Raw genomic sequence first — 26,328 nt, forward strand, 5'->3', positions numbered from 1 at the left:
TCGCAAGAAATAAAAAGAGGAAAACCATGAAAATCAAATCGATGGTAGCGATCGCGACCACCGCAATCGTCAGTGTGAGCTTAACTTCCTGCGGGGACGCCGGCGGAGAGGGTGAGGGCGGTGGCGAGATCGCCATCATCACCGTTGACCCCGCGAACCCCTATTGGGCAGCCGAGGTGAATCGGGCAGAAGAGCTGGCCGAAGAGCTCGGGTACGAATACAGCGTCGGCGCTCACGAGAACGACCCCGACGAGCAGACCCGGCTGATGGAAACCGCCATCAACAACGACGTCGACGGCATCCTTCTCGACCCCGCCGGTGCGGACGAGAGCATTGCGATCGTGGAGCAGGCCGTCGACGCCGACATCCCGGTCTCCCTCGTCAACGCCGAGATCTCGGAAACCGGTCTGGCGGAAGCCCAATTCATCTCGGACAACGCGCAGGGTGCGTCCGCGGGTGCCGAGATATGGGCCGAGGCCATGGGCTACGAAGGCACCTATGTCGAACTGCTCGGTGAGCCGAGCGACAACAACGCGCAGGTCCGGTCCGAGGGCTATGCGAGCGTGCTCTCCCAATACCCGGACATGGAGAAGGTCGGCGAGGAGATCGCCAACTGGGACCGTCAGGAGGGCCAGACCGCCATGGAGCAGCTGCTCTCCCGCAACCCGGACATCGACGGCGTGATCTCCGGCAACGACGAGATGGCGCTGGGCGCGATCAACGCTCTCGAAGAGGCGGGGCGCCTCGATGAGGTGGAGGTTCTGGGCTTCGACGGAAGCAACGATGCCGCTGAGGCCGTCGCGGACGGAAAGCTGGTTGCTTCGGTCCTCCAGCCCATCGACGACGCCACGACCCAATCCCTCGAGGTTCTCGACGAGGTCATCCGTACCGGGGAGTCACCGGTGGAGGAGGAGAAGGTTGCGTTGGACTGCACCCTGATCACCGAAGAGAACGCCGAGAACCTTCAGGACTTCGTTCTCGAGGACTGAACCAAGGACCTGCCGTAGCTGCGGCTCGGACGAACCCCCACAAACCACGCCGCCCTCTCGTTACGCCATCAACGGGAGGGCGGTCGACTTGTGCGCCATGGGCGAGCGGCGGTCAGATTCCTTGCTCGATCGCTCGGGCAGTGGACTCGTCCGTCACCAACTGATTCAGCCACCCCGACCGCGCGGCGACAACGATACTCAGGGTTTTCTGCTGTCCGACAGCCACGGCTATGCGGTGCGGTACGGCGCGCAGCACGTCGCCGGGCACCCGGACCATACGCTCGTTTCCCGGAAAGGTGACCTCGGCACCTTCCCGATCATAGAAGGCGAGGCAGACGTCTCCTACCGATTTGGCCAAATTGGGGTGATCACGAGGTACAGAGCGAGAGATGGATTCCCGAGAGAGGGCAGGGGCCCCGACCCCGACGAGGGCGGCTTTCGCTGACCGCCAGTCCTGCACGATCTGTTGGAAACCCGGGTCGTCCTGCAAAGCGGTCAACAGGGCCGGCGATGGCAGCGAGGGAGCGAAGAGGTAATGCGGGTAACCCCCCGAAGTAGACGTGAACATCCGGACGACCTCGTTGGTCTGGTGCCAGGGGTCCGGCTCGGCCTGCCCACCGACCGTGGGCGCGACGATGACACCGGAGTAATCGCCCATACAGTGTTGGGCCAAGGCATAGGTGGTCACTCCGGAAGCGATGAGCAGAACATCACCGGGCTCCAGGCCCACACCGCTCAGGGCGTGGCCGGCCAAAGGCCCCAACCCCGGGCCCACCCGGGAAGACTGGTCCCCGGGGGCGATATGAACGGCGTCGAGCCCCAGGGCCTCGCGCAGCCGTACGCTCAAATCCTGGGTGCTGTTGGAATCGGGGCGGTGAACGGTGATCTCGACAAGCCCGCTGGCCCGCGCCTCCGCCAACATTCGACTGACCGAAGGCCTCGAAACACGTAGCTGTTCGGCCACCTCTGCCTGGGTTGCGCCTTGCTCGTAATACAACTGCGCAGCACGATAGAGGCGTTCCGGGTCCGTGTCGGTTCCGGTTCCTGTGAGAGCATCCAATGTCAGTGACCTCTCACTCGTTGTCGATGCCCGAATCGATGTGCTGACACGGAGGTCTCCTCATCATCGGCGAACGTTCCATGACAGTTTAGATGAAACTCTGAACATTTGTGTCTTCTGCCTTGAACGATTTTAGTGCACCAACCGATTGGTGGGCCTTTCCAGGGGACATTACTCACACACGGTGGCGGCACCGGCCCCGGAGCAGGTTTTGGTCCCGGCACACCAGGCCGGGGCCGACCACCTGGACCTGAACCGCGCCGTGGTGAGCACCGATCGGCTGAGCACCCACGGCCTGCCCCGGACACAACCGCGCCACCTGGCCGGAACTCACGCACGGTCACCAACGCCAACCGGAGAGGCCCGATGCTCGCCAGAAGAAGGATCTCAGGACCTCGACCCGCTCGGGGTTTCTCCGGTCCTGACCTCAGGGCTGCGATGGTCGGGTGCCTCGCTGAACCGATCCGTACTGGCAGTGCGTCGGCGGCGTACGCGGCCGGTACGTCCGTCCAAGCTCAAGGACTCGGCCCGGCTCGGCCATCGCGTGGGATCCCCCGAACCCTCGCATTCGCCAGAAGGGCGATCCCGTACACATCAGACAATGGGATCAAATTCCACCCCGACCGTATCGGATCATTTTTCGGAACCGACTCGGGCGCCCCACCCTCAATACCGCGTGTACAGACCGATCACCCGGAGGGGTCGGCCCGGAACCGGTTCCGGAATACCGTTGGTGTGCTGCTGGTGCGTCGGGTGTAGTACTTGACGGAATTGCTGGTGTCGAGAAAACCGAGGCGGGCGGCGATGCCGGACACTGGTTCGTCACCGTGGGCCAGGGGTCTTCTGGCTTCCGGAACGACGCGGCGGTCGATGAACTCCTTGGCACCGACACCGGCCGCGGCGAGCGTGACCCGGGTCAGCGTGCAGGGTGCTTGACGTCCTCCCCGGGGTGAACCCTCGGGGATTCCTACGGCCTTGCGGCTGTAGGCGCGGTGCGTCTCGCGGCGTCCGCCGGTTCCTGTCTCACCGGCCGGTGCCCCACCCGGAAGACGGGGTCCTACCCTGCCTCCGCAGGCGTTCAGGGCCTCGGACTGCCCGGCGGCGACCTGCCGACGGGCTTGGTTCTCACCCGCCGACAACACAGAAAGTACACGTCAGATAACCCACCGAGCAAATCAGAGCCGATGCACCTCCGGCCTGAAGGCCGGAGCGCTCTCGGACAAGACTGGTAGCCGAGGCTGTGGGCATAATGCCCGACATCCCTGGCCCGGGCGTAGTCGTCCTCCACGGCTGCGCAAAACCGCTGGAAGGTCTCCGTGTACTCGGTGGCGGCGGCGCCTACTGGCGTGTTCTGACCGGTCAGCCGCAGCAGGAGCACGGCGAGCAGGTGCTGGAGGACGGCCGAGCGGTGGCGCCCGGCAGGCCGGGGGAACGGTACTCGAGCGCCACGTGGTCGAGTGCGTGGCGTAGGACGAGCGCGCCACCGCCGGCCTGGAGTACCGGCGTTACGAAGGCGCCGGCCACCGCGGTGTGCTGGCGGCCTCCTTCGACGAGGCCGTGGATTCTGCGGACCGGTTGCGCGAGCGGAGCGCGGCCCCGCTCTCGCGACTCAGGACGTCACACCGAGGTGTTCGTACAGGTCACGGTAGGCCTCGGCGTTACGCGCCCAGGTACGGGTGGCCAGGACCTGTTCCCGGGCGGCCTTGGTCTGCTGCCGGCGCAGTTCGGGATCCTCGGCGAGCGCGGCCACGGCCTCGGCGAGCGCGGCGGGGTCCTCGGGCGGTACCAGGGTTCCGGCGCGGCCCTCGTCGAGGAGCTCGCGCAGGGCAGGAAGGTCGCTGGCCACGACGGGGGTACCCAGTGCCATCGCCTCGACGGGTTTGAGCGGGGTCACCAGGCGGCACACGCGACGGTCCAGGCGGGGCACGACCATCACGTCGAGGGCGGCCTGGGCGCGCAGCGCCTCGTCGGGGCCGACCTTTCCGGGCAGCAGGCAGACCTTCTCCAGGCCCAGGCGGCGGATCTGGTCGAGCAGTTCACGCCGGGCGGCCCCGTCGCCGACGAGCAGGACCCGGATCGGGTGGCCCTGGCCGTGCAGGTGGGCGGCGGCCTCGACCAGCGTGCCGAAACCCTCGTAGTGGGTCAGGGTGGAGACCGAGCCGAGGACGAGTGTGTCCGGGTCGATGCCGTGTTCGGAGCGGAAGGCCTCACCGTCGGGCCGGGCCTCGAGCAGGTCGGTGTCGACGGCGTTGGGGGCCAGGACGATGCGTTCGGGGTCGACGCCGCGGCGGGCGATCTCTACGCGCATGGTGTGGGCGAGGGTGACGACGGCGTCTGCCTCGCGCAGCACGGAGGTCTCCCGTTCGACGAGGAGGTGGTGGCGTTCACTGCCGCGCCGGGAGGTGGCTTGCCCGCCGGAGAGCCAGGTCTCCTCGAGGAAACCGCGGACTTCGTAGACGACGGGGATGCCCAGTGCGCGGCCCACGTGGAGGGCGACGGTGGCGTTCTTGTGGTCGCTGGCGGCGTGCAGGACGGCGGGGCGCAGGCGGTGGGCCAGGGCGGTGACGTCGGTGACGGCGGCGTCGATGCGTTCCTGAAGGCCGGGACGGATGTGTTGTCCGGGGCGCACGCGGTGGTAGGGAATGCCGTCGACCTCACGGACGGGTGCGGTGTCGCAGTGGGCCTTGATGGGCCAGCCGGGGAAGGTCACCACGTGGGGGTCGAGCCCGGCGCCGCGTTGGGCGGTGACGATGCGGTGGGTGCGCACGGTGTAGCCGACCTGGCTGTTGGGCAACGCGTTGGAGACCAGGTGCAGGACCCGCCCGGGGACGGGTTCGTAGGCGGTGGTGGCGCGTTCGGGCAGGCCGTGGAGGGGGCCGAGGGCGCGGCGTTCGCTCATCATGCGGCGCCTGGCCAGGTCGGCCTCGTCGTCGAAGGCGGCGTAGGGGACGAGTTCGTCGACGGCTTCCTGTATGCGGCCCTCTTCGTAGAGGGTGTCGGCGCGGGTGCGTGCCTCCTGGGCGTGGGCGGCGATGCCGGCCATGCCCTGGGCGGTGAGCAGGGAGCCGCCGCCGAAGACGGCGCGTCGTACGTCGCCGGTGTGCCGGTCCAGGCGCAGGAGCATGGCCAGGGCGAGCCCGGTGCCGAGGGCGAGCACGCCCCAGGCGCAGGTGAGCAGGGCCGCGGGCCAGGTGATCGCACCGGTCAGGGCCAGGGCGGCGGCCAGGCAGGTCCCGCCTGCGGCGGTGGCGGCGAGGATTTCCTTGCGGTGTCTGCCCAGATAGCGCACGCCTCGCTCGACCAACCGCATGGGACCCCCCGAACCGTCCGTGTACCGGATACCGGCCAGATGCCCTCGTTCCGGTGGTGCCGTCCCGGGCCCGAAGGAGCGTGGTCATCTCGCGCGTGGACCGAGGTTAACGCGCTGACCTGCGCGGACCCGGTGAGCGCGGCGTCGACGGCATGGCGGGCGCGGCGGGTGGCCGGGCAGTGGTGGGGCCCGGCCACCGGTCAGTGCCCGGGTGACCGGGCCCGTGGGTGCTTCAGGGGACGCGCAGCACGACCTGGTTGCAGGTGATGACATGGTACGCGCTTCCGGGGGAGGTCTCCTCCACCCGCACATGAGCGTCCTTCCGCAGTCCGCTCACGTGCTCGTCGAAGCCTTCTTCCTCCCAGACGGCGTCGGTGATGGTCAGGACCAGGGGGCGCCGGGGCGGGCCACGCGCACCAGTTCGTCGATCGCTTCGGGCCCCACGTGGCCCTCGGTGAGGGTACCCACGCAGATCACCGCGTCGTAGGAGTCGTCCTCGGCGGCCAGGGACCGGGTCATGTCGGCCTTGTCGAGGCCCCGGTAGACACCCTTGTCCCGCGCGATGTCCAGCATCGCCTGGGACAGGTCGAGCCCGTCCACGACCTCGAAGCCGTGACCGGCCAGGGCCTGGCCGACCAGGCCGGTGCCGCAGCCGGCGTCGAGCACCTCGGCCCGCGGCCGGTCCGGCAGCAGGCGGCTGAGGCGCTCGGCCGCGCGCTGGGGCGCGATGTAACCCAGCCCTTCGGTGGTGTCGTGGTCGTAGGTCCCGGCCCACTCGTCGTAGGTGCTCTCGGCCTCGGCGGGGCCCTTGAGCGCGTAGACGTGGTCCAGGATCTGACGGGGTTCGCCCACCCTCGCCCCTTCTTCTCGGCGCCGTGCGGGCACGGCCGCAAGCGTGCGGTGACCGACGCCCTCGTCGCATCCGGATCAACCATCAAAAACACCCCCGCCCACCCTGCGCGTCGGGCGAGCGAGGGCGGGCGGGGGTGCGTCATGGCTGCTCGAAGCCCTCACAAGCACTGTGGAGGGCTTCGAAGGACAGGTACGGGGCAGGGGATCCCCCGCGAGCCCTGTCCTCGTCAGAGAGCGCGCAGCACGACCAGGTTGCAGGTGATGTTCTCCTTGACGTGGTAGACGCTGTCCGCGGTGACTTCCTCCAGGCGGACGCGGCCTGCGTCGGCCAGCCCCTGCACCCGGCTCTCGTAGCCGAGGGGCTCCCAGATGCTGTCGATGACGGTGAAGACCACGGGGGCGCCGGGGCGGGCCACGCGCACCAGTTCGTCGATCGCTTCGGGCCCCACGTGGCCCTCGGTGAGGGTACCCACGCAGATCACCGCGTCGTAGGCGTTGTCCTTCACCGGCAGGGTCTGGGTCATGTCGGCCTTGTCGAGGCCCCGGTAGACACCCTTGTCCCGCGCGATGTCCAGCATCGCCTGGGACAGGTCGAGCCCGTCCACGGCCTCGAAGCCGTGACCGGCCAGGGCCTGGCCGACCAGGCCGGTGCCGCAGCCGGCGTCGAGCACCTCGGCCCGCGGCTGGCCCGGGAGCAGGCGGCTGAGGCGGTCTGCGGAGTTCGTGGGCGCCTGGTAGCCCATGCCCTGCGTGGTGTCGTGCTCGTAGTTCACGGCCCACTCGTCGTAGGCGTTCTCGGCCTCGACAGGGTTCTGCAGCGCGTAGATGCGGTCCAGGATCTGACGGGGTTTACTCACCCTCGGCCCTTCTGTCGTCGCCGCGCGGGGGGAGACGCAGACGTGTGGTTACTGACCCTTCTCTCATATCCGACAAAAGCGACAGAAAACAAGAGGATGGGGTATAACAACCGCTTCAGGTGCTCATTCCTGCGCCTGCTCAGCGGGGGCGGAATCCTCGCCCTCAGGGGCACGGCGCGCCCAGAAACTGGCCATCAGGGCGCCGGAGACGTTGTGCCAGACCGAGAAGAGAGCGCCGGGCAGCGCAGCCAGAGGTGAGAAGTAGGTGGTGGCCAGAGCCGCGGCCAGGCCGGAGTTCTGCATCCCCACCTCGACGCTGGTGGCGCGGCGCCCGGCTTCGGAGAGCCCGCCGAACCGGCCGACGAGGTAGCCCAGCAGGAACCCGAGCCCGTTGTGCAGGACGACGGCGAGGGCGACGAGCCCGCCGGTCTCCCTCACGTCCCCGGCGTTGGCACCGACGATGCCGGCGACCACGAGGACGATCCCGCCCACGGACACCAGCGGCAGTACCGGCAGCACCGGGGTGATCCAGCGGTCGGCGAAGGTGCGCAGGGCCAGACCCGCCAGGACCGGCACCAGGACCACCTGCAGGATCGCGCCGAACATCTCTCCCGCCGGCACCTCCAGGGTGCGCCCGGCCAGGGCGAGCACCAGCAGCGGGGTGAGCAGCGGCGCGAGCACGGTCGAGACCGAGGTCATGGCCACCGACAGGGCGACGTCACCGCGAGCCAGGTAGACGATGACGTTGGAGGCGGTGCCGCCGGGCGCCGCGCCCACCAGGACCATGCCCACGACCAGCATCGGCGGCAGGTCCAGCGCGTGGGCGATCGCCCATCCCAGCAGCGGCATGACGGTGTACTGGCACAGGATGCCGGTCAGGGCGGCCCTGGGGTGGGTGAGCACGACCCCGAAGTCGGCCGGACGCAGCGTCAGACCCATGCCGAACATGATCACGGCCAGGAACAGGGAGGTGTACTCGGCCAGGGGCGCGGTCTGCTCGGGCAGGAGCAGGCCGACCGCGCCGGCTGCCAGGACGAGGAGGGCGAACCACCGGCCGGCGAGGGCGGCGATGCGCGAGATGAGGGTCATCGGTGTGCTTCCCGTGGTGTGGCCCCGGGGGCGGCGGGTTCCGGCCCCGGGCGGTTGCCGCCCGCTCAGAGGTCGACACCGCCCGGCCATGGTAACGACCGGCCCGCCTGTGGACGGGCGAGTGTGTCCCGGTCGGTCCCGGCCGACCTGCGCGGTTCGTTCAAGGACAACCTTTCCGGAACCTCCCGTTCTCGTTCCGTGCTCAGCCCGCGACCGTCCGTATTTTTGCAGGAGGACTTCGTTCGAGGGAGAAGACATGATCAAGCCGTCTGCTCAGCAACAGTCCCCGCCAGGTCTGACCGGGGCGATGGAGCCCGAGCCCGACCACGGGGAGAGCTCGTACCGGGGTTCGGGACGCCTCACCGACAAAGCGGCCCTCATCACGGGCGCCGACAGCGGTATCGGCCGTGCGGTCGCCATCGCCTTCGCCCGTGAAGGCGCCGACGTCCTCATCAGCTATCTGAACGAAGAGCCGGACGCCGAGGAAACGGCACGGTCGGTGCGCGAGGCCGGCCGCCGGGCCGTGCTCGTACCCGGCGACCTGGCCGATCCTGCGCACTGCCGGGCCGTGGTCGACCGAGCGGTACAGGAGTTCGGCCGCATCGACGTTCTGGTCAACAACGCGGCCACGCAGATGGTCCGACATTCGCTGGAGGACATTCCCGACGAGGAGTGGGACCGCAACCTGGCGACCAACCTCAGTGCGTTCTTCCACCTCTCCAAGGCGGCGGTGCCACACATGCGTCCGGGCTCGTCCATCATCGGCTCGACGTCGGTCAACGAGGACATGCCGCCGCCGTTCCTGCTGCCCTACAACGTCACCAAGGCCGGCATCGTCAACATGGTGGGCACGCTGGCACAGATGCTGGCGGAGAAGGGCATCCGCGCCAACGCCGTGGCGCCCGGACCGATCTGGACACCGTTGATCCCCGCGACCATGACCGCGGAGCAGGTCGAGGGCTTCGGCTCCCAGGTCCCGATGGGGCGTCCCGGGCAACCCGCCGAACTGGCGCCCGTGTACGTGATGCTGGCCTCGGACGAGGCCGGCTACGTCTCCGGCGCCACGATCGCGGTCACCGGCGGGCAACCGATGCTGTGAGGGAGCCAGGCATGGAGCGGCGTCCGCTCAGGTTGAGCGCCCCGGTGCGGCCGCTGGTCTTCGGCGGCCGCTCCATCGGGCGCAAGTTGGGCCGGGAAGGCCTTCCCGACTGGGCCGTGGCCGAGACGTGGGAGGTCAGCGACGTCGAAGGCAACGGCAGTGTGGTGATCGGCGGGCCTTTGGCGGGCCGGTCCCTGCGCTCATTGGTGGAGGAGTTCCCTCAGGAGCTGATGGGGCGCGGGTGGCGCGGTGCGTTCTTCCCGCTGCTCACGAAGTTCATCGACGCCGAGGGCGCGCTTCCCGTGCACCTGCACCCCGACGACGCCACTGCCGCCCGAGTGGAGAACCAGGCCGTCGGCAAGACCGAGGCATGGCACATCCTGCAGGCCGACCCCGGCGCCACCGCCCTGTGCGGTGTGCGCGAAGGGGTCGGCCGGGACCAGCTCCACAAGGCGCTGGTGGCACAGGACTTCGACTCGGTGCTGCGCCGACTGCCCGTACGTGCCGGGGAGACGATCTACGTGCCAGGGGGGACCCTGCACAGCTTCGGTCCCCGGACACTGGTCCACGAGATCGAGCAGACCTCCGACCTCCAGCAACACGCGATGCGCTGGAACATGGAGGACGGGTCGCCCGTCGATGACCAGCAGTGGCGTTCCAATCTGGAGGCTCTGATGGCCGAGGTCCGGTTGGACTCCAGGCCCGACTTCCATACCGGGTTGCGGATCGGCGTCGGTGACGGCGTGGACCGCGTGTTCTGCTGCGCCGGACCGCACTTCGCGCTGGAACGGTGGCGGGCGGGAACCGCAGAGCCCTTGCGGCGTTCCTTCTCCACCGCCCAGATCCTCACCAACGTGGGCCCGCCCGTCCAGGTGAGCGCCCACGGCCGGAGCGAGGAACTGGGCCGGGGCCGGAGCTTGCTGCTGCCCGCGGTGATGGAACAGGTACGGATCCCGGGACCAGCGGACGTGCTGTTCGGGTATCTGCCCGACCTGGCTCTGGACGTGCGCGAGCCGCTGACCGCCGCTGGCTACTCCCCCGAACTCATCGCCTCCCTGGGCGAGGGTGTGTGAGCACCAGGCCGCACCGGGCAAGGGCGCGGTCAGCTCGGGCAGGAAGCAGGAGCCGAGAGCCTCCGACCGGCGTTTTCCGGCCAGGAGCCGGGGGCAGTCACACGCGCAAGGCCCGGCGAGGACCGGGTACGGAGTCAGGGGGAAGCCGATGTCCACACCATCACGAACGGACCCGGGGACACGCCACGGCCGGAATCTGACCGCCGGCCTCCTGCTCGGCCTGGGCACGGTCGCCTTCATCGACGAGGTGGTCTTCCACCAGCTCCTGCACTGGCACCAGTTCTACGACCTGGGCACCCCGGCGATGGGACTGGTCTCGGACGGGCTCTTCCACGCCTTCAGCTGGTTCGCCACCGTCGCATCGCTGCTGATGGTGGCCGGACTGCACCGGGAACACACCTTCCGGGGCACGGCCTTCGCGGCGGGTTGGCTCACCGGCGCCGGGTTCTTCCAGCTCTACGACGGGCTGGTCCAGCACAAGGTGTTGGGCATCCACCAGATCCGCTACGGGGTGGACCTGCTGCCCTACGACGTGGTGTGGAACGCCGTCGCCGCGGTCTTGCTCGTGGCGGGCGCCGTGCTGTGGACCGTGACCGCACGGCGCCCGGGCCGGCCCACCGCACCGGCCCGGGCCTGACCATGGACCAGCACGGACACCACGGCACCGGAACCGGTCTGCTGGTCCCGGGCACATGGATGACGGCCACACTGCTCGGGATCGCCGCGCACAACATCCTCGCCAAGACGATCTACGCCGTCCCGCCCGACGGGGTGCCTCTCGAGCAGGCCCGGGCCGGGGCCGAACTGATGTATTACGCGGGAGCGCCGGTGGAGATCGCGCTGCTCTTCCTGGTGTGCCGCCCCTGGCTCCTACCGAGGCGCGGACGTGAGTCCGCTCACAGCCCCGCACGCCCGCAGACGCCCTGACCGGCGAGGCCCAACCCACACCGGCGACCCGCGAGGAAACGGGAAGCGCCGCCGCCCCGACGGATCCGTACACCGCCGCGCGCCCGCACGAACACGCGCAGCCACACCACGAACACAGTGCGCCTCGTGTATTTTCCTCCAACACAGACATCCGATTTGCGTGGCCGAGTTGGAGCATCCGATGATTTGGGTGCTCCAGCGTTCGCCCTTCCGGGGCGCACCGCACCGTTCGTGGAAGGTCCCGCACGTGAAGCTCTTCCGGGCAGAGCGCGGCGTCCCGCCGACGCCGCGCGAGCACGATCCCGAACGTCCCGAGGACGAGAGACCACCCGCCCATCTGATGGCCTTGTACGGGTTCCAGCACGTGCTGGCGCTCTATGCCGGTGTCATCGCTCCCCCGCTGGTGATGGCCACCGCGGTGGGGCTGGACACGGACGAGACCGCCCTGATCCTCAGCGCGGCCCTGCTGGTCAGCGGGCTGGCGACCCTGCTGCAGACCCTGGGCGTGTGGCGGTTCGGCGCACGGGTGCCCATGGTCGTGGGCGCCTCCTTCACCCCGGTGACCGCGATGACGGCCATCGCCGACCAGAGCGGTCTGCCCGCGGTCTTCGGCGCGTCGATGGTGGCCGGGCTCTTCGGCATCCTCGTGGCGCCCTTCGTCTCCACCCTGCTGCGCTTCTTCCCGCCGGTGGTCACCGGCAGCGTCATCACCGTCATCGGCATCACGTTGATCCCCGTGGCCGTGGGGTGGATCGCCGACGAGGACCCCTCGGGTGCGCCCACCGGTACCGGCTTGGGGCTGGCCGCGGCCACGCTCGCCATCACACTGGTGCTGACCAAGGTCCTGCCCGGGGTGTGGAACCGCGCCTCGATCCTGCTGGGGCTGGTGCTGGGCACCCTCCTGGCGGTCCCGTTCGGCCGGGTCGACCTCTCCACGGTCGGCGAGGGCCCGGCGGTCTCCTTCGCCGAACCCTTCCACTTCGGTCTGCCCGAGTTCCCGGTCGCCGCGGTCATGACCATGTGCATCGTGATGGTCGCGATCATGGCCGAGGGGGTGGCCGACATCCTCGCGATGAGCAAGGTCGTGGGCACCAGGGTCGACGGCCGCCGGATGGCCGACGGGTTGCGCGCCGACGCCTCCACCGCCCTGCTGGGCCCGGTGCTCAACTCCTTCCCCGGCAGCACGTTCAGCCAGAACATCGGTCTCATCGCGTTGAACAAGGTCAAGAGCCGCTACGTGGTGGCCGTCAGCGGCCTGTTCCTGATCCTGATGAGCCTGTTCCCGGCGCTGAGCCAGGTCGTGGCGATGATCCCCTCCCCCGTGCTGGGAGGTGCGGGTCTGGTGCTGTTCGGGTCGGTGGCCGCCGCCGGTGTGCAGACCCTGGCGCAGGTCGACTACGAGGGCAACCACAACATGATCGTGGTGGCGGTCTCCCTGGGTCTGGGCATCGTCTCGATCGTCTCTCCGGGCTTCTTCGAGGTGCTGCCCGAGGAGATCGCGATGCTGTTGGCCTCGGGCATCGTGACCGCGACCGCCTCGGCGCTGGTACTCAACCTGTTCTTCAACGTTCTCGGCAGGGCGGGACGGCCCGCCCCGGAAAATGTGGAGGGGACCGGTCGGAAGAGCGGACCGGCCCCCTCCACCGACGGCTGATCACGGTCGGTCGCGCGCACGGAGGTCTTCGAGGAGGACGTCGGCGACAGACTCCTCGAAGACCACGTGCCCCAGCCGGGCCATGGCGTGCCCGGTACCGCGCAACCGTCCGAGGTCCATTTCAGTCCCGCCCGGCCTCGGCCAGGAGCGTGCCCTCGGTGGACTGGGGCACGAAGCGGCTCGGGGTCAGCCCCAGCAGTTCGGCGGCCAGCTCCTCGTTCCCGGCGAACCCGGCGTCGGCGTCGACGGTCTGCTGTCCGTCCCAGAGCAGGAGCATGGCCGAGACGGTGTGCGCGCCCTTGTCGTGGTGCATGTCGTAGTGGGCGGCCATGGGCACGCTCTCGTAGTACACCCACAGGTCGTGTCCGGTCATGAACATGTCGAGGTCGAAGGTGACCGTCAGCCCCATGAGTTCGGGTTTGTAGCGGTCGTCGATGCCGGCGAAGGCCTCGTCCAGTGCCACCACGCGCGGGCACGTGGCCCGGGCCGAGGAGTACAGGGCGTTGGCCGCGGCGAACAGCGGCAGATGGATGGCGGCGGACTTCTCCCCGCCCGACATCTGCTCGTGCTTGTTCTTGGTCAGCTTGACCTCTTCCTGGCCCGGGACCGCCAGGCGCAGTTCGAAGCGGTACCAGTCGCGGTAGTCCAGGACGGCGCTGAGCACCTGCTTGTAGCTGGCGCGGGGGTGGGCGGCGTGGTGGTCGCGGATCAGGTCCCGCAGAACGGTGCGCAGTTCGGCCAGGCCGGAGGGGCCCAGCCCCGCCTCGTCGCGTTTGACGAGCTGGGCGGCGAGGTTCTCGCGGTCGTTGAGCCCGTCCGAGCGCGCCCAGCGGATCCCGATACGGGTCCCGGAGGACATGGGCCGGGCCCGGGTGTCGCGGTCCATCTCCCGTACCAGGGCCTTGGCTCCGCGCACCCGGTCGTGGATCTGCTGGGCGATACCGCCGAGGAGCTCGTCCTCCAGGACCTGGCGTTCCTCCTCGTGCAGCAGGGCGCCCTGTTCCTCGACACGGTCGGCGATGGAGCGGGTGAAGGCGGAGACGGGGCTGCGGCCGGACTCGTCGTTGACGAAGACGGTGATGATGCCGGTGGGCCCCACCTCGTGGTCGACGCGGTACCCCTCGGCGTCGGCGCCCAGGGCTTCGGAGAAGGTGCGCAGCGCCTGCGACATACGCCCGGCGGCGCTCTTGATGTCGCTCTCGCCGGTCTCGGCCACCCCTCGCAGTGCCTCGGTGAAGGAACCCAGCAGCGCGGCGACCTCTTCGGGGAGGGTGTCGTGGACGGCGGGGGCGGTTCCGGTGAGGATGTCCTGGGCGGCCTGTTCGGGGGTGGGCCAGGTACTGCGGTCGGGCCAGGACGTGGCGGGTTCGACCCCCATGACCGCGCGCAGGCCGGGTTGGGTGAACTCCGCGAGCCCTTCCACGGCGTCCTGGAGCCGGCCCAACGCCAGGGTCAGTGCTTCCCTGCCCTGCTCGCGTCTGGTTTCTGCGCGGATGGCGTGTTCGTTCTCGGTCTCGGCGGTGCGGTGGGTCTCCGCGCGTTCACGGCCGAGCGCACCGTGCTCGGCGCGGGTCTCCTCCAGCCTGGCCAGCAGGTCGCGTACGGGGGCGTCGATGGCCTCCTCCAGGGCGGCCAGTTCGGACAGTTCCTCCTCGTGTGCGGTGCGCTGCTGGGCCAGGTCGGTCTGTTCGGCCTCCAGGCCGGCGGTGAGGCGGTCGATGGTCTCGCGGCGCGCGGTGAGGTCGCGCTCGTACTCGGCGGCGTCGGTGCGTGCGGTGTGCAGGGCCTTGGCGGTGTCGGCGAACTCGGTGACGGCGGCGGCCACGGCCTCCACACCGGTGCGGTCGCAAGGCATGGCGCGTTCGGCGGCCGCGGTGCGCGTCCGGCGGCGCTGGGCGTCCACGCGGGCCACGGCCGTGTCCAGTTCCCGTCGCCGGTCGTCGGCGGTGGTGCGTGCGGACGCCACGAGGGTGGAGCGGTGTTCGACCGCGCGTACGGCCCGGGCGACGGGGGTGGGGTCGGGAAGGTCGGTGCGGGCGCGCTCGTGGTCCTTCTGCTGGTCCCGGACCCGTGCGAGGTCACGGCTCAGGTTCTGGTGGTGTGCGGTGAGTTCGTCGAGGCGCCTGTCGCATTCGGCGAGGCGTTCGCGGCGGCGGTGGGCACGGTTGGTGGCCCCGATGAACTCGGCGGCGGGTTTGGGGTGGGCGCCCACGAGTACGCCCGAGCCGAAACGGGACCGGGCGTCGATGCCTCCGCCGGCGATCACGGCGGGGCCGGTGGCGGAGGTGTCGTCGTCTGCCGTGCTGCCGTGTCCGGCCGGGCGGTGGTAGGGCAGGCAGCGCAGGATCGCGGTGACGGCCTCGGCCGGTACGTGCTCCTGCTGCTCGGGGACCAGCACCTCGGCCAGGGTGGGGCCCTGGTGTTCGGTGCGGGCAGGCACCAGGTGGGCGTCGCTGTCGGGGTCCTGGAGCGCTGCGCGGGTGAGGTCCGGGTCGGGGTGGACCCAGGCGGTCAGGAGCCCGGCGGCCTGCAGGGCGCCCTCGATGCCTGCGGCCTCGTTCTCGTCCACGCCTTCGGCGAAGCGCACCAGTTCCCACAGGGGTGCGCCCTGACGGTCGGTGCGCGGCGCCGAACGCAGCGGGTCGTCCGGGGGTGCGTCGTCGCGTTCGGCGGCGATGTCCTCGCGTTCGCTGCGCAGGCGCCGCAGTTCCCGTTCCGCCTCGGCCTCCTCGGTCTGCAGGCTCTGTGCGCGGGCGGCGAGCCGGAGCTGGTCGTGGTGGGCGTGTTCGCTCAGGACCTCGGTCAGGGCCGGGGTGCCGGGTTCACCGAAGCGTTCGACCGACTCCAGGAGCGCGTCGAGGCAGGCGTTACCGGCCAGCTCCCAGCGCTCGTGCCAGGCGCGTACTGCATCGGCGGTGCCGGCGCGCAGTTCGGTGAGTTCGGTCTGGGCGCGTTCGCAGGAGAGTTCGTGTTCGTCGAGTGCGTCCCGGGCGCGGGCGCTGTCGGTCTCGGCGCGCTGCCGGTCGGATTCGGCGGTTTCCAGTTCGTCGAGTTGTGCGCGGACGGCACTCACGTCGTCCTGGCGCGCGGCGGCGCGGGCGTGTGCGCTGGTGGGCAGGTCCTGGCCGGTGTCCAGGGGCCCTTCCGCGTCGTGGGTGAGTCCGGCGCGGTCGGCCGTCTCGGCGAGGTTCCCGGACAGGCGGCGGGCGGTGGCGTGGTCGTGCTCGATGCGTTCGGCCACCCGTTCGGCCTCGGTGCGCAGGTGGCCGACCTCCTGGGCCTGGGTGTCGATGCGCGCCCCTTGCGCGGCGAGCTGGCGGCCCTGGGTCTCGGCGTTCTCGCGGCGCCGGCGGAGGGTGGCGTGGTCGCGCAGCGCTTCGTCGCCCTCCAGGGCCTTGATGCGGGCGGAGGCCTCGGCGAGCTGCCCGTCGAGTTCCTCCACGCGGGTGCGGGCCTGTTCGCGGGCCAGGACGGCCCGGTCGTGTTCGGCAGCGGACTCGGTGACGGTAGCGGCGTACTCGCCGGCCTGCTGGGCGGCCCCGTCCACGCGTTGGAGGCGGTGGCGGGCGTTGGTGGTGAGGTAGTCGGCGTACTGGGCGGTGAAGGTCCGGGCGGCCTCGTGCGCGGTGGTGGCGCTGTCGAAGCGCCGTTGGACCGCGGCGAGGTTGGCGAAGTCGCGGGCGGCCTGTTCGACGAGGGCCTCGTCGACGGGGCTCAGGCCGCTGGTGAGGGTCTCGGAGACCTTCTCGGGGTCCAGGTCCTTGGCCAGCAGGGGGCGACGCAGGGCCAGCAGCAGGTCGAGGAGTTGGACGTAGCGGTCGCCGAGTCCGAACAGGGCGGCGTCGACGGCTCTGCGGTAGTCCCCGGCCGAGGTGTGGTGGCTGTGTTCGCCCAGGGCGGCCTTGAGCTGGCGTTCGGTGAGCGGCCGCCCGTCGGAGGCCAGCAGGCCGAAGTCCACGCCCATACGCCGGTCGGTGACGAAGAAGGACGGGGTGACGCCGTCGCGGTGCTTGTGGGCGCGCAGCCCGATGACGAGGGTGACGGTGTCGGGGGCGTTCCCGGTCTCGCGGGGGGCGCGGGCGAACTCCATCCACACGTAGCCGTAGGCGGACTCGTCGCCCCGGTAGAGGAGGTTGGACTTCATCGTGCGGTTCTGTCCGCTGAAGGGGTCGAGCCTGCGGGCGTCGGTGTGGCCGTCCAGGACGAAGGGGAACAGCACCTCCAACGCCTTGGTCTTGCCCGAACCGTTGTGTCCGCGCAGGATGAGCCTGCCGTCGGCGAAGGCGAACTCCTCGTCGACGTAGTCCCAGACGTTGATGATGCCTGCGCGGCTGGGCTGGAAGCGGTCGCTCCTGCGGCTCATGGGGTGGTTCCTTCGGTCTGGTGCGCGTGGGCTGCGTCGTCCTCGGGGGCTGCCCGGTCGAGGGGGCCGAGGGGCAGCATCCCGGTGTCGGGGCGTTCGGGCAGGGCGCCCTGGATGTTGCGGTAGCGCATGGCCTGGGGCATGACCAGGACCCCGCCGGGCACGGCGCGGACCAGACGCAGGTCGCCCAGCAGGGCCAGTGCGGCGTCCAGCAGCCCGTGCGGGTCCTGTTGCCAGGTGTTGGTGAAGGAGGCGGGGCCGAACTCGGTGAACAGGTCGGCGACCATGCCTTCCAGGCGTTCGCGTTCGACCAGGGGCGTGCTGGGGGCGGGACCGGCCGGGGCGGGGGCGGGTTCCTCGTGTCCGGTCCAGGCGAGTTCGCCGACCACACCGTGCAGGGGCAGTCCGGCGTCGACCTGCGCGACGAGTTCGGCGTGCTCCCGGGCGGGGCCGGGCACGTCGATGTGGGCCAGTGCCGCCCAGGAGGTCTCGAACAGGTCGGCGATCTTGGCCAGCAGCAGTCCGGCGGTGCGGGTGACGGCGCCGCCGCGTCCGGGGAAGGGCCGGTCGGTGAAGAGGCCGGAGGGGTCGGCGAGCAGCACCCCTTCGGCGCGGCGTTCGACCACCAGACCGGTCATGCGGGCCACGTCCTCGGCCGGTCCCTTGGCGCGCAGGGCCGCGGCGACCTCGGGTTCGAGGTCGGCGTAGTGGACGACGGGGTGTTCCAGGAGCAGGCGCCGGGCGCGCCGGGCGGCGCGTTCGCGGTCGGCGCCCTCCCTCACCGGGTCGCTGAGCAGTCCGGCGACGCTGCCCAGGTGTTGGACCGGCCGGGCCGGGCGGAACAGGACCTCGCAGATCTCGTGGTCGATGTCGAAGAGGGCGTCGGCCTGGCCCTGGCCGTGCGCCCAGGCCTCCAGTGAACCGTCGGACAGGTGCAGGGCTCCCCTCTCCAGGAGCCAGTGGGCGGCGTCCACGAGCGCGGACTTGTGCGCGGAGTCGGTGGGGTCGTACCCGAGGCCGTCGACGGCGTTGGCTGCGGGGGTGAACTGGGTGACCAGGTCCCCGAGGCTGATCTCGATCTGGGATCGCTGGAAGGTGGCCAGCATCAGGCACAGGTAGGCGAGCCGGCGACGGTCGAAGGGCCGTCCCTTGCGGGAGAAGATCTGGCGCTGGGTCGGGTCGAGTTCGTCGATCTCGCGCACGAGGCGCACGTGGTCGGTGGTGGCGATGAGGGTGTGGCCGAACAGGGAGCGCAGGTCCTCGGCCATGTGGTCGGCCCAGCGCAGCACCTGGTCGAGGGTGCCGGGGCGGGGCCGGGTGGAGGTGATGAGGTCGCACGTGAACACGCGGCGTACCGCCTGTTGGTAACTGCCCAGGTCGGCGGGGTCGACGTGGCGTGCGGGGCCGCGGCGGCGTGCCATCATGAGCCCTTTCCGGTGAGGATCTCCAGTCGGAAGCCCGGCAGGTGGATGCGGCCCCGGGTGGTGCGCACCGTGCTGCCGCGGGGGTCGTGCACCAGGCGGACGGTGGTGCCGCCGTCGGTCCCGGAGGAGGACATCCTGCCCTTGATCGGTCCGCCGCGTGCTTCCAGGGCCTTGGTGACCAGGCGCATCAGGATGCGGGTGTCGGTCTCGTCCAGGACCCGCTCGTGGGCGCCGTCCTCGACCAGCCCTTCGGCGGCCCGGCGTTCGGCGGCGCGCGCCCGGGCCTGCTGTTCGCGCAGGGCGGCCTTGGCGCCGGGGTTGCGCCGGACCGGCTTGGGCACGCCCGTGGTCGGTGCGCGGTCGCTGCGGAAGAGGGTGACCGACACTTCCACGCCCGGGGCGTCCCACCAGGTGGTGTTGGGTGAGATCTGTTCGCCGTCCTCGTGGGCCACGCCCAGGTGGCGGGCCGAGCGGGTGTTGAAGGCCGCGCCCATGAGTGCGTGCGCGGCGCCGTCGTCGGGTGCGTCGAAGACCCATTCGGCGAGGTGGCGCAGTTGTGTGGAGCGGTTGACGCCGCCGCGTTGGGCGTCGGTGATCTGGCGCAGCAGGGCAACGACGCCGGAGACGGCCGAGCGGGTCGCGGAACCGAGTTCGGCGGCGCGGGTGGGTGCGGCGCCGTCGGAGGCGAACCAGCCGCGCACGGCCCGCCATCGGCGGTGCCAGTCCTCCAAGCGGTCCTGGCGTGCCATGAACAGGCGTTCGTCGGACTCGGCGGCGCGGGAGAGCAGGGTGGTCAGTCCGGTCTCCTCTACCTCGTGCACGGCGGTGTCCAGGCGCGGCAGGTAACGGTCGAGTTCGGCCATGAAGTCGGACATGTGCACGAGCAGGGCGTTCTTGTGGCGCAGGAAGACCTCCGGGGAGGCCTCCGTGGAACGCAGGATCTCCCCCAGGGTGACGTGGAACTGGGCCGAGCGCCGCCCCATGTCCTCCATGGCCGAGTCCAGGCGGGACAGGCGCCGGTAGACGTCCTCGCTCTGCGCGGTGCGGTTGGCCTCGGCCAGCGCGTGCAGGTCCTGCAGGACGTCGGAGAAGACCAGCCGGGAGAGGTTGACGTCCTCCACCCGGGCGCCCAGCAGGCTCTCCACGGACCGGTAGGCCCAGTACCCGAGTTCGCTGAACTGGTACACGGACTGGCGGTTGCGGTAGCTGGCCAGGTCGCCGGCCCGGGAGGCGTCGTCGAAGCGGTGCACGATCCCGTCGGCGGCGAGCTGGTCCAGCCGGTCGCGCAGGCCGTGGTCGGGCACGGGTACCTCTGCGCGGGTGCGGGCGAGCTCGTGCAGCGCACCTGCTACGTCCTCGGCCCCCACCTGGACCTGGTGGACCTCGCGCAGGCGGTCCACGGCCCGCAGGATCCACAGGTAGGTCACGTGGTCGTCGCGGCGGGTGAAGTTGAACAGGCGGAAGCGGTCGCTGACAGCGAGCGCGTCCAGGTCCAGGGCCCTGCGCTCAGCCACGGATCATCCCCGTCTCTGTCCGGATGCACGGTTGCACGTTCGCCGAAGGTGTCGCGGCCGCAGCTCTTCCCCGCCCCACCCGGCTCGACCGGCGACCTCCCCATTCTGACAGCGTCGCGGTGTGGCCGGATCCGGCTCCGGCGGACAGGCAGCGGTGGGGTGGAGCACACCCGTTTCTCCCGCCGTGCGGGCCTTCCCGGGTCCGGAGTATGCTCCCGGCGGATCGGCGAACGTGAGGGGGACCGCGGTGGGACGGCGGCGCAGGCGGGGTGTGTGGGCGTTCGTGCGACGGCACCGGGACGGGTTGCCGTTGTTGGCGTTCGGCCTGCTGGTCCTGGGCGCGTGGTTGACCACCAACGCCGACCGTCCGCTGCTGTGGGCCGTGCTCGGGGCCCTGGCGGTGGCGGGGGCCGTGGTACTGGTGTGGTGGGCTCGCCGGCGTCTGGCCCGGTGGCGGGAGCGTCTCCTGGTGGAGCGCACCGACCTGTCGGCCGTCGACACGATGAGCGGGACCGAGTTCGAGGCGTTCGTGGCCTCGCTCCTGCGCACCCACGGCTACACGCGGGTGGCGGTGGTCGGCGGTGCTTCCGACGGCGGCGCCGACGTGCGCGCCCGCGCCCCCGACGGGCGCGCGGTGGTGGTGCAGTGCAAGCGGTGGCGGCGCCCGGTGCCGCCCCACGAGGTGCGGGCTTTCGTGGGCACGCTCTCGGGCACGCACCGGGGGTTCACGGGGCTGTTCGTGGCTTCCCGGGGGTTCACCGACGCGGCGGTGCGTGAGGCCGGTGCGGGACACGACGCGGCCCTGGTGCTGGTGGACCGCCACGACCTGGCCCTGTGGATGCGGGGTGAGCGCGCTCCCGAGCTGCCCCCGGTCCGTCCGGGGGCCTCCGACGCCGCCTGAGCCCGTGCCCGGGCGGGCCGTCGGGCCGGGGAACAGGCGCGAAAAAGGTTTTGCCCGGCGGTCGAGCCACGTGCGAGCCTGCTCGGCGGTGCGATGGTCGCACCTGAAGGAAGAGGGCGGGACAGCAGCCGTGGGCCACATCGACGTCAATCAGGTCGGCCACACCCTGCCGGACGGCCGGCCGCTGTTGGACGAGGTCTCCTTCCGGGTCGGCGAGGGGTCCAAGACCGCACTGATCGGCGCCAACGGCGCGGGCAAGAGCACTCTGCTGCGGTTGTTGCGGGGTGAGTCGGCGCCGCAGGCGGGTGCGGTGACCGTGGACGGCGAGCTGGGGGTGATGCCCCAGTTCGTGGGGCACGTGCGGGACACGACCACCGTGCACGAGCTGCTGGTCTCGGTCGCCCCGGCCGCGGTGCGGCGGGCGCACTCGGAGCTGGAGCGGGCCGAGGAGGCCATGATGGTCTCCGAGGACGAGAAGACGCAGATGCGTTACGCCGAGGCAATCACCGGTTATCACGACGCCGGCGGCTACGAGGCCGAAGTGGTGTGGGACCAGTGCTGCGCTGCGGCCCTGGATGCCCCCTACGCCCGGTGCCGGTGGCGGGAGGTGCGTACGCTCTCCGGCGGGGAGCAGAAACGTCTGGTCATCGAGGCGCTCCTGCGTGGTCCGGCCCCGCTGCTGCTGTTGGACGAACCCGACAACTACCTGGACGTACCGGGCAAACGGTGGTTGGAGGAGGCGCTGCGGTCCAGCCCCAGGACCGTCCTGTTCGTCTCCCACGATCGTGAGCTCCTGAGCCGGGTCCCGGACCGGATCGTCACGGTAGAGCTGGGCGCGGCGGGCAACAGCGCCTGGGTGCACGGCGGCTCCTTCACCACCTACCACGAGGCGCGCCGGGAGCGGTTCGAGCGCCTGGACGAGCTGCGCCGCCGGTGGGACGAGGAGCACGCCAAGCTCAAGGCCCTGGTGCACGTGTTCAAGCAGAAGGCCTCCTACAACTCGGACATGGCTTCGCGGTACCGGTCGGCCACGACCCGGTTGCGCAGGTTCGAGGAGGCCGGTCCGCCGCAGCAGCGCCCCCGCGAGCAGAACCTGCGGATACGGCTGCGCGGGGGCCGTACCGGCAAACGTGCGCTGGTGTGCGAGAGCTTGGAGCTGACCGGGCTGATGCGCCCCTTCGACCTGGAGGTGCGCTACGGCGAGCGGGTCGCGGTGCTGGGGGCGAACGGTTCGGGCAAGTCGCACTTCCTGCGCCTGCTGGCCGGTGGCGGCAGCCTCCCGGAGGGGTCGTTGCTGTCGGAGGAGGAACGGGACCGGATCGCCCCGGTCGCCCACGCCGGAAAGGCGCGGCTGGGTGCGCGGGTGTACCCGGGTTGGTTCGCGCAGACCCACGAACACCCGGAGTTCGCCGGCCGCACTCTGTTGCAGATCCTGCACGAGGGCGAGGGTTCCCGGAAGGGCCTGCCGCGCGAGGAGTCGGGCCGGGCGCTGGACCGCTACGAGCTGGCGCTGTCGGCCGAGCAGACCTTCGACACGCTCTCCGGGGGGCAGCAGGCGCGTTTCCAGATCCTGTTGTTGGAGCTGGCGGGGTCGACGATGCTGTTGCTCGACGAGCCGACCGACAACCTGGACGTGGTCTCGGCCGATGCGTTGGAGAGCGCGCTGGAACCTTTCGAGGGCACGGTCCTGTCGGTCACCCACGACCGGTGGTTCGCCCGGGGCTTCGACCGGTTCGTGATCTTCGGTGCCGACGGGCGGGTGCAGGAGAGCCCGGAGCCGGTGTGGGACGAGGGCGAGGTGCAGCGTCCGCGCTGACCCCTGCCGGGCCGCGCGGGGCCGGTCAGTCGGGTACGGGCAGCTTCAGTTCGACCGTGGACGAGCAGTCGGTCAAGCACCCCTCCAGGTGCAGCTCACCGCCGGGTTCGGCGCGGGGGAAGTAGAAGGCGGCGAGGGTGCCGCTCCCGGCGTCGAGCTGGTGGCGGCCCGCGGCCAGGGATGCGGGGCGCCCGTCCCCGGAGCCGTCGGGGACGTAGGTGGCGCCGTCGAGGTCCAGGCCGGCCTCGTCGACGGTGGTGAGGTCGGCGGTGACGACGAGGGTGTTGTCGTCGATGGTGCGGTAGGCGCTGAGGAAGGTCGCCCGCACCCCCTCGGAGTCGTCCGTGCCGCCGTCCGCGGAGGACATGCGGGGGCCGGGGTCGACCCCGTTCACGCGCAGGTCCACGAGGCGTTCGTCGTCCTCGGTGAAGTCCTCGTAGACCACGCACGAGGGTTCGCCGGCCGGTTCCTCGGTACGGCAGAGTTCGTGGGTCTCGGGCGTGCTCCGCACGTCGCTGTCCCGGACCGGGGCGCCCTCGTCCTGCCACGCCTGGAAGAGGGTGGCGTAATGGCGGAGGTAGTCGTGGGCTGTGGAGCCGTCCTCGGCCAGATCCAGGCCCTCGCGCATGCGGTCGGGGTCGGAGGCGGCGGCCAGCGCGGTCACGTAGTCGCGGACCAGGGTCGGGGAGGCTGCCCCGGATGCGGCGTCCCGGCCGCTCTGCTCGGCGTCCGCACCCGGGGCAGCACATCCGGGTCCGGCCAGCAGGGCCAGGGCCGCGGCGGCGGTGGATACGCGTGCGGAGAACATCGGCCTCCCCCGTGGGTCCCGGATACCACGAAGTCACACGATAGAACGACACGCGTCAACGGAAGGATTTGCGACTCAAAGTCTGTTTTGTCCGTGTGGCGGGGCGCCCGGGTACGGGCACCCCGCCGCGACGGTGTCAGGGCCGCAACAGCACCGGGAGCTCCTTGAGACTGTTGACCGACAGGGCCGTGGCGACCTCGAGTTCTTCGTCGGGCACGGCCAACCGCAGGTCGGGGAAGCGCTCGAACAGCCTGGGCAGGATGATGCCGGCCTCCAGACGCGAGAGCGGAGCTCCGGGGCAGATGTGGGGCCCGTAGCCGAAGGTGATGTGTCGGCCGCGTGTGCGCCCCGGGTCGAACACGTCCGCGTCGTCGCCGAACTCCGCGCGGTCCTTGGCCGAGGCCCCGTAGTGGCTCAGTACGGCCTCGCCCTTGTCGATCCGCACTCCCCCGATCTCGACGTCCTCGGTGGCGAAGCGGAACATCAGGAGGTTGTTGGGTGCGTCGTGGCGCAAGGTCTCCTCGACGACCTGCTCCCAGGTGTACTCGCCCCGGCGCAGCCCGGCGTGTGCCTCCGGGTGGGCGAGCAGGGCCCGGACGGTGTTGTTGAGCAGGTTCACCGTGGTCTCGTGGCCGGCCGCGACCACGGTGAGCAGGGTGACGACGACCTCCTCGTCGGTGAGGGGCTGTTCGCCCTCCTCCGTGGCACGGATCAGGTCCGCGGTGAAATCGTCGCAATTGTCCAGGTCGGCGCGCTTGCGGGCGACCAGCTCGTCGAAGAACTGGTAGAGGGCACCGTAGATCCGCAGGTGTTCGCCCTCTTCGGTCGTGCCGGAGAAAAGCCGGGCGTACATGTCGCCGAGCTGCCCGTACTCCCGGCCCTCGACACCGTAGAGCTCGCCGATCACGGTCATGGGCACCTTGAAGGTGAATTCCGACCGCAGGTCCAGGGGCCGGGAGGCCAGACTCTCGAGCCGGTCCAGCTCCCGGTCGGTGATGCGTTCGATGTCCGGGCGCAGCCGTTCCACCCTGCGCGCGGAGAACGGGCCGGCGGTGAGCCTGCGCATCCGCCGGTGCGGGGCCCCGTCCAGGGCGAGCATGTTCGTGTCGTCCCGCGGAATGGTCCCCATGAGCGGCCAGGACTCGGTGACCGTACCGTTCCGGAAGTCCTCCCAGTGGTCGGTGCTCCGGACGAACCGCGGATCGTTGAGTACGGCCTTGGTGACGCCGTGGTGGGTGGTGGCCCAGGCGCGGACACCGCCGGGCAGCTCGACCCGGACGAGGGGCCCCTCCGTGAACAGACCTTCGCGGTCGGCCTGGACGTCGTCCGGTACGGCGTGGATGAGGCGGGCGCCGTCGGAGGTGTGCATGGGGCAGGACATCAGAACGCTCCTAGCGGTGCGGCGGGTGTGAAGGCTGCAGGCAGTGCGGACACGCCGCGTACCCACGGCGAGGGGCGCCATCGCACTTGGTGGGGCGCGATGGCCAGTTCCAGGTCGGGCAACCGGTCGAGCAGGACCTCGATACCGGTGGTGGCGATGGTCTCGGCCAGCGTCCGGGCGCCGTAGGGGCACGAGTGCTCACCGTGGGAGAAGGACAGGTGCGCATGGTTGGCGGTGCTCGCCCCGGTACGCACCTCCGGATCCTGGTTGGCGGCGGCGTAGCCCATCAGAACCAGGTCTCCCCTGCCGATGGTGTGTTGGCCGAGTACGACGTCGTGGACGGGGAAACGGCCGGCCACGATCTGTGAGGGCGAGTCCTCCCAGAGGACCTCGACGAGGGCGTCGCGCACGCTGCTGCGCGCGCCGGCCAGGGACACGGAGAAACGCTCGTCGGTGAGCATGAGCCGCAGGGCGTTGCCGATCCACTCCGAGGTGGTCTGGTCGCCGCCGCCCAGGACCGCGACGAGTTCGGCTACCAGGTCCTCGTCGCTGTGGCCGATCGGGTCTGCGATGAGCCGGGAGACCACATCGGGGCCCGGCCGGGCCCTGCGTTCGGTGATCAGGGCCTGGACGGTGCCGGCGATCCTCTCGTGGGCGCGCAGCGCCTCGGCCCCGGTCGCGTCGAAGACGGCGGTCATCTCTGCTGCCAGTCCCCGGGCCCTGTGGTCCTCGATCCCGTACATCCAGCACAGGACGAGGATCGGTACGCGGGCGGCGTAGTCCGCGCGCAGGTCGACCCTGCCCGCGGTGCAGAAACCGTCCACCAGGCGGTCGCAGATGCGTGTGGTCACCGTCTGCACCTCCTGGGGTCCGGCGCTGTCCAGGGCGTGGTTGACCGCTCTGGCCCTGCGCCGGTGTTCCTCGCCCTCGGCGGAGAGCAGGTTGGGCAGCGGGGACAGCACAGGGTTGAGCGGCCAGTCCGCCGGAACCAGGTGCCAACCGTTCCACCTGCGTGAGCTGCGGGCGAAGGTCTCCGGGGTGCTCAGCACGTGGTGCAGTTCCCGGTAACCGATCACCAGCCAGGCCGGGACGTCACCGTCGGTCAGGACCGGAACGACCGGACCGTACCGGGTGCGCATCCACGCGTAGAAACCGGCAGGATCGGTGGAAAAGCGCGGGTCGGACAGCCTGACGGGGCCATCGAGAGGCAC

At 70.5% G+C, this 26,328-nt stretch carries 20 protein-coding genes; 8 read left to right on the forward strand and 12 right to left on the reverse strand.

Annotated elements, in window-relative coordinates; all coding sequences use genetic code 11:
• Positions 1 to 26: 26 nt before the first annotated feature.
• Positions 27 to 989, forward strand: a complete 963-nt coding sequence (locus D456_RS0103655; RefSeq protein WP_026115540.1) for a D-ribose ABC transporter substrate-binding protein — start codon at positions 27 to 29, stop codon at positions 987 to 989.
• A gap of 112 nt (positions 990 to 1,101) precedes the next feature.
• On the opposite strand, the gene D456_RS0103660 is transcribed toward D456_RS0103655, so the two are convergent.
• The 6 genes from D456_RS0103660 to D456_RS0103685 all read right to left on the reverse strand — a co-directional run bounded on the left by D456_RS0103660 (position 1,102) and on the right by D456_RS0103685 (position 8,157).
• On the reverse strand, positions 1,102 to 2,049 hold the full coding sequence (locus D456_RS0103660; RefSeq protein WP_152442476.1) for a sugar-binding transcriptional regulator: 948 nt from the start codon (positions 2,047 to 2,049) through the stop codon (positions 1,102 to 1,104).
• Between the two features lie 689 nt (positions 2,050 to 2,738).
• On the reverse strand, positions 2,739 to 3,191 hold the full coding sequence (locus D456_RS0103665) for a helix-turn-helix domain-containing protein (RefSeq protein ID WP_017574800.1): 453 nt from the start codon (positions 3,189 to 3,191) through the stop codon (positions 2,739 to 2,741).
• Positions 3,192 to 3,658: 467 nt separating this feature from the next.
• The gene (locus tag D456_RS0103670; RefSeq protein ID WP_017574801.1) at positions 3,659 to 5,359 is read right to left on the reverse strand and encodes a glycosyltransferase family 4 protein; all 1,701 of its coding nucleotides are present in this window, start codon (positions 5,357 to 5,359) and stop codon (positions 3,659 to 3,661) included.
• A 381-nt stretch (positions 5,360 to 5,740) separates the two neighbouring features.
• Entirely contained in the window at positions 5,741 to 6,211 is a 471-nt protein-coding gene (locus D456_RS23600; protein ID WP_017574803.1) for a class I SAM-dependent DNA methyltransferase, read from the reverse strand.
• 227 nt (positions 6,212 to 6,438) lie between these two features.
• Entirely contained in the window at positions 6,439 to 7,068 is a 630-nt protein-coding gene (locus tag D456_RS0103680; RefSeq protein WP_017574804.1) for a class I SAM-dependent DNA methyltransferase, read from the reverse strand.
• A 123-nt stretch (positions 7,069 to 7,191) separates the two neighbouring features.
• Entirely contained in the window at positions 7,192 to 8,157 is a 966-nt protein-coding gene (locus D456_RS0103685) for a bile acid:sodium symporter family protein (protein ID WP_017574805.1), read from the reverse strand.
• 256 nt (positions 8,158 to 8,413) lie between these two features.
• On the opposite strand from D456_RS0103685, the gene D456_RS0103690 reads away from it, so the two are divergent.
• The 5 genes from D456_RS0103690 to D456_RS0103710 all read left to right on the forward strand — a co-directional run bounded on the left by D456_RS0103690 (position 8,414) and on the right by D456_RS0103710 (position 12,910).
• Positions 8,414 to 9,256, forward strand: coding sequence for an SDR family oxidoreductase (locus D456_RS0103690; protein ID WP_026115541.1), 843 nt, complete (start codon positions 8,414 to 8,416; stop codon positions 9,254 to 9,256).
• Between the two features lie 11 nt (positions 9,257 to 9,267).
• Entirely contained in the window at positions 9,268 to 10,329 is a 1,062-nt protein-coding gene (locus D456_RS0103695) for a class I mannose-6-phosphate isomerase (protein ID WP_017574807.1), read from the forward strand.
• Positions 10,330 to 10,477: 148 nt separating this feature from the next.
• Positions 10,478 to 10,966, forward strand: a complete 489-nt coding sequence (locus tag D456_RS0103700; protein WP_017574808.1) for a DUF2243 domain-containing protein — start codon at positions 10,478 to 10,480, stop codon at positions 10,964 to 10,966.
• 2 nt (positions 10,967 to 10,968) lie between these two features.
• Positions 10,969 to 11,256, forward strand: coding sequence for a hypothetical protein (locus tag D456_RS0103705; RefSeq protein ID WP_239643765.1), 288 nt, complete (start codon positions 10,969 to 10,971; stop codon positions 11,254 to 11,256).
• A gap of 247 nt (positions 11,257 to 11,503) precedes the next feature.
• Complete coding sequence (locus D456_RS0103710; RefSeq protein WP_017574810.1) at positions 11,504 to 12,910, forward strand: nucleobase:cation symporter-2 family protein; 1,407 nt, start codon at positions 11,504 to 11,506, stop codon at positions 12,908 to 12,910.
• A gap of 121 nt (positions 12,911 to 13,031) precedes the next feature.
• Here D456_RS0103710 and D456_RS0103720 read toward each other — a convergent pair whose 3' ends face one another.
• Genes D456_RS0103720 through D456_RS0103730 form a run of 3 tightly spaced genes read right to left on the reverse strand, consistent with a single transcriptional unit; the run spans position 13,032 to position 20,211 of the window.
• Positions 13,032 to 17,273 (reverse strand): TIGR02680 family protein, encoded by a 4,242-nt coding sequence (locus D456_RS0103720; protein ID WP_017574812.1) that lies wholly within the window; start codon positions 17,271 to 17,273, stop codon positions 13,032 to 13,034.
• Positions 17,270 to 18,694, reverse strand: coding sequence for a DUF2398 family protein (locus tag D456_RS0103725; protein WP_040698642.1), 1,425 nt, complete (start codon positions 18,692 to 18,694; stop codon positions 17,270 to 17,272). The genes D456_RS0103720 and D456_RS0103725 overlap by 4 nt, the downstream gene beginning before the upstream one ends.
• Positions 18,694 to 20,211, reverse strand: coding sequence for a TIGR02677 family protein (locus tag D456_RS0103730; RefSeq protein ID WP_017574814.1), 1,518 nt, complete (start codon positions 20,209 to 20,211; stop codon positions 18,694 to 18,696). Before D456_RS0103730 ends, D456_RS0103725 begins: the two co-directional genes overlap by 1 nt.
• Before the next feature lie 271 nt (positions 20,212 to 20,482).
• On the opposite strand from D456_RS0103730, the gene D456_RS0103735 reads away from it, so the two are divergent.
• Together D456_RS0103735 and D456_RS0103740 are read left to right on the forward strand one after the other, a co-directional pair.
• Positions 20,483 to 21,112 (forward strand): restriction endonuclease, encoded by a 630-nt coding sequence (locus D456_RS0103735; RefSeq protein WP_017574815.1) that lies wholly within the window; start codon positions 20,483 to 20,485, stop codon positions 21,110 to 21,112.
• A gap of 130 nt (positions 21,113 to 21,242) precedes the next feature.
• Positions 21,243 to 22,928 (forward strand): ABC-F family ATP-binding cassette domain-containing protein, encoded by a 1,686-nt coding sequence (locus D456_RS0103740; RefSeq protein WP_017574816.1) that lies wholly within the window; start codon positions 21,243 to 21,245, stop codon positions 22,926 to 22,928.
• A 25-nt stretch (positions 22,929 to 22,953) separates the two neighbouring features.
• On the opposite strand, the gene D456_RS0103745 is transcribed toward D456_RS0103740, so the two are convergent.
• From D456_RS0103745 to D456_RS0103755, 3 genes are all read right to left on the reverse strand, one after another.
• Positions 22,954 to 23,736 carry a hypothetical protein gene (locus D456_RS0103745; RefSeq protein WP_017574817.1) on the reverse strand — a complete coding sequence of 261 codons (783 nt, stop codon included), beginning with the start codon at positions 23,734 to 23,736 and terminating at the stop codon, positions 22,954 to 22,956.
• 136 nt (positions 23,737 to 23,872) lie between these two features.
• On the reverse strand, positions 23,873 to 25,117 hold the full coding sequence (locus tag D456_RS0103750; protein WP_017574818.1) for a cytochrome P450 family protein: 1,245 nt from the start codon (positions 25,115 to 25,117) through the stop codon (positions 23,873 to 23,875).
• Positions 25,117 to 26,328 (reverse strand): cytochrome P450, encoded by a 1,212-nt coding sequence (locus D456_RS0103755; RefSeq protein WP_017574819.1) that lies wholly within the window; start codon positions 26,326 to 26,328, stop codon positions 25,117 to 25,119. Before D456_RS0103755 ends, D456_RS0103750 begins: the two co-directional genes overlap by 1 nt.

This window comes from Nocardiopsis kunsanensis DSM 44524 (genome assembly GCF_000340965.1).
Lineage (GTDB): Bacteria > Actinomycetota > Actinomycetes > Streptosporangiales > Streptosporangiaceae > Nocardiopsis > Nocardiopsis kunsanensis.

Bases quoted from the DNA above. Each gene is read 5' to 3' on its own strand.
- D456_RS0103655 (WP_026115540.1), top strand. From the start codon at position 27: ATGAAAATCAAATCGATGGTAGCGATCGCGACCACCGCAATCGTCAGT.
- D456_RS0103670 (WP_017574801.1), bottom strand. From the start codon at position 5,359: ATGCGGTTGGTCGAGCGAGGCGTGCGCTATCTGGGCAGACACCGCAAG.
- D456_RS0103685 (WP_017574805.1), bottom strand. From the start codon at position 8,157: ATGACCCTCATCTCGCGCATCGCCGCCCTCGCCGGCCGGTGGTTCGCC.
- D456_RS0103690 (WP_026115541.1), top strand. From the start codon at position 8,414: ATGATCAAGCCGTCTGCTCAGCAACAGTCCCCGCCAGGTCTGACCGGG.
- D456_RS0103695 (WP_017574807.1), top strand. From the start codon at position 9,268: ATGGAGCGGCGTCCGCTCAGGTTGAGCGCCCCGGTGCGGCCGCTGGTC.
- D456_RS0103700 (WP_017574808.1), top strand. From the start codon at position 10,478: ATGTCCACACCATCACGAACGGACCCGGGGACACGCCACGGCCGGAAT.
- D456_RS0103705 (WP_239643765.1), top strand. From the start codon at position 10,969: ATGGACCAGCACGGACACCACGGCACCGGAACCGGTCTGCTGGTCCCG.
- D456_RS0103720 (WP_017574812.1), bottom strand. From the start codon at position 17,273: ATGAGCCGCAGGAGCGACCGCTTCCAGCCCAGCCGCGCAGGCATCATC.
- D456_RS0103725 (WP_040698642.1), bottom strand. From the start codon at position 18,694: ATGGCACGCCGCCGCGGCCCCGCACGCCACGTCGACCCCGCCGACCTG.
- D456_RS0103745 (WP_017574817.1), bottom strand. From the start codon at position 23,736: ATGTTCTCCGCACGCGTATCCACCGCCGCCGCGGCCCTGGCCCTGCTG.
- D456_RS0103750 (WP_017574818.1), bottom strand. From the start codon at position 25,117: ATGTCCTGCCCCATGCACACCTCCGACGGCGCCCGCCTCATCCACGCC.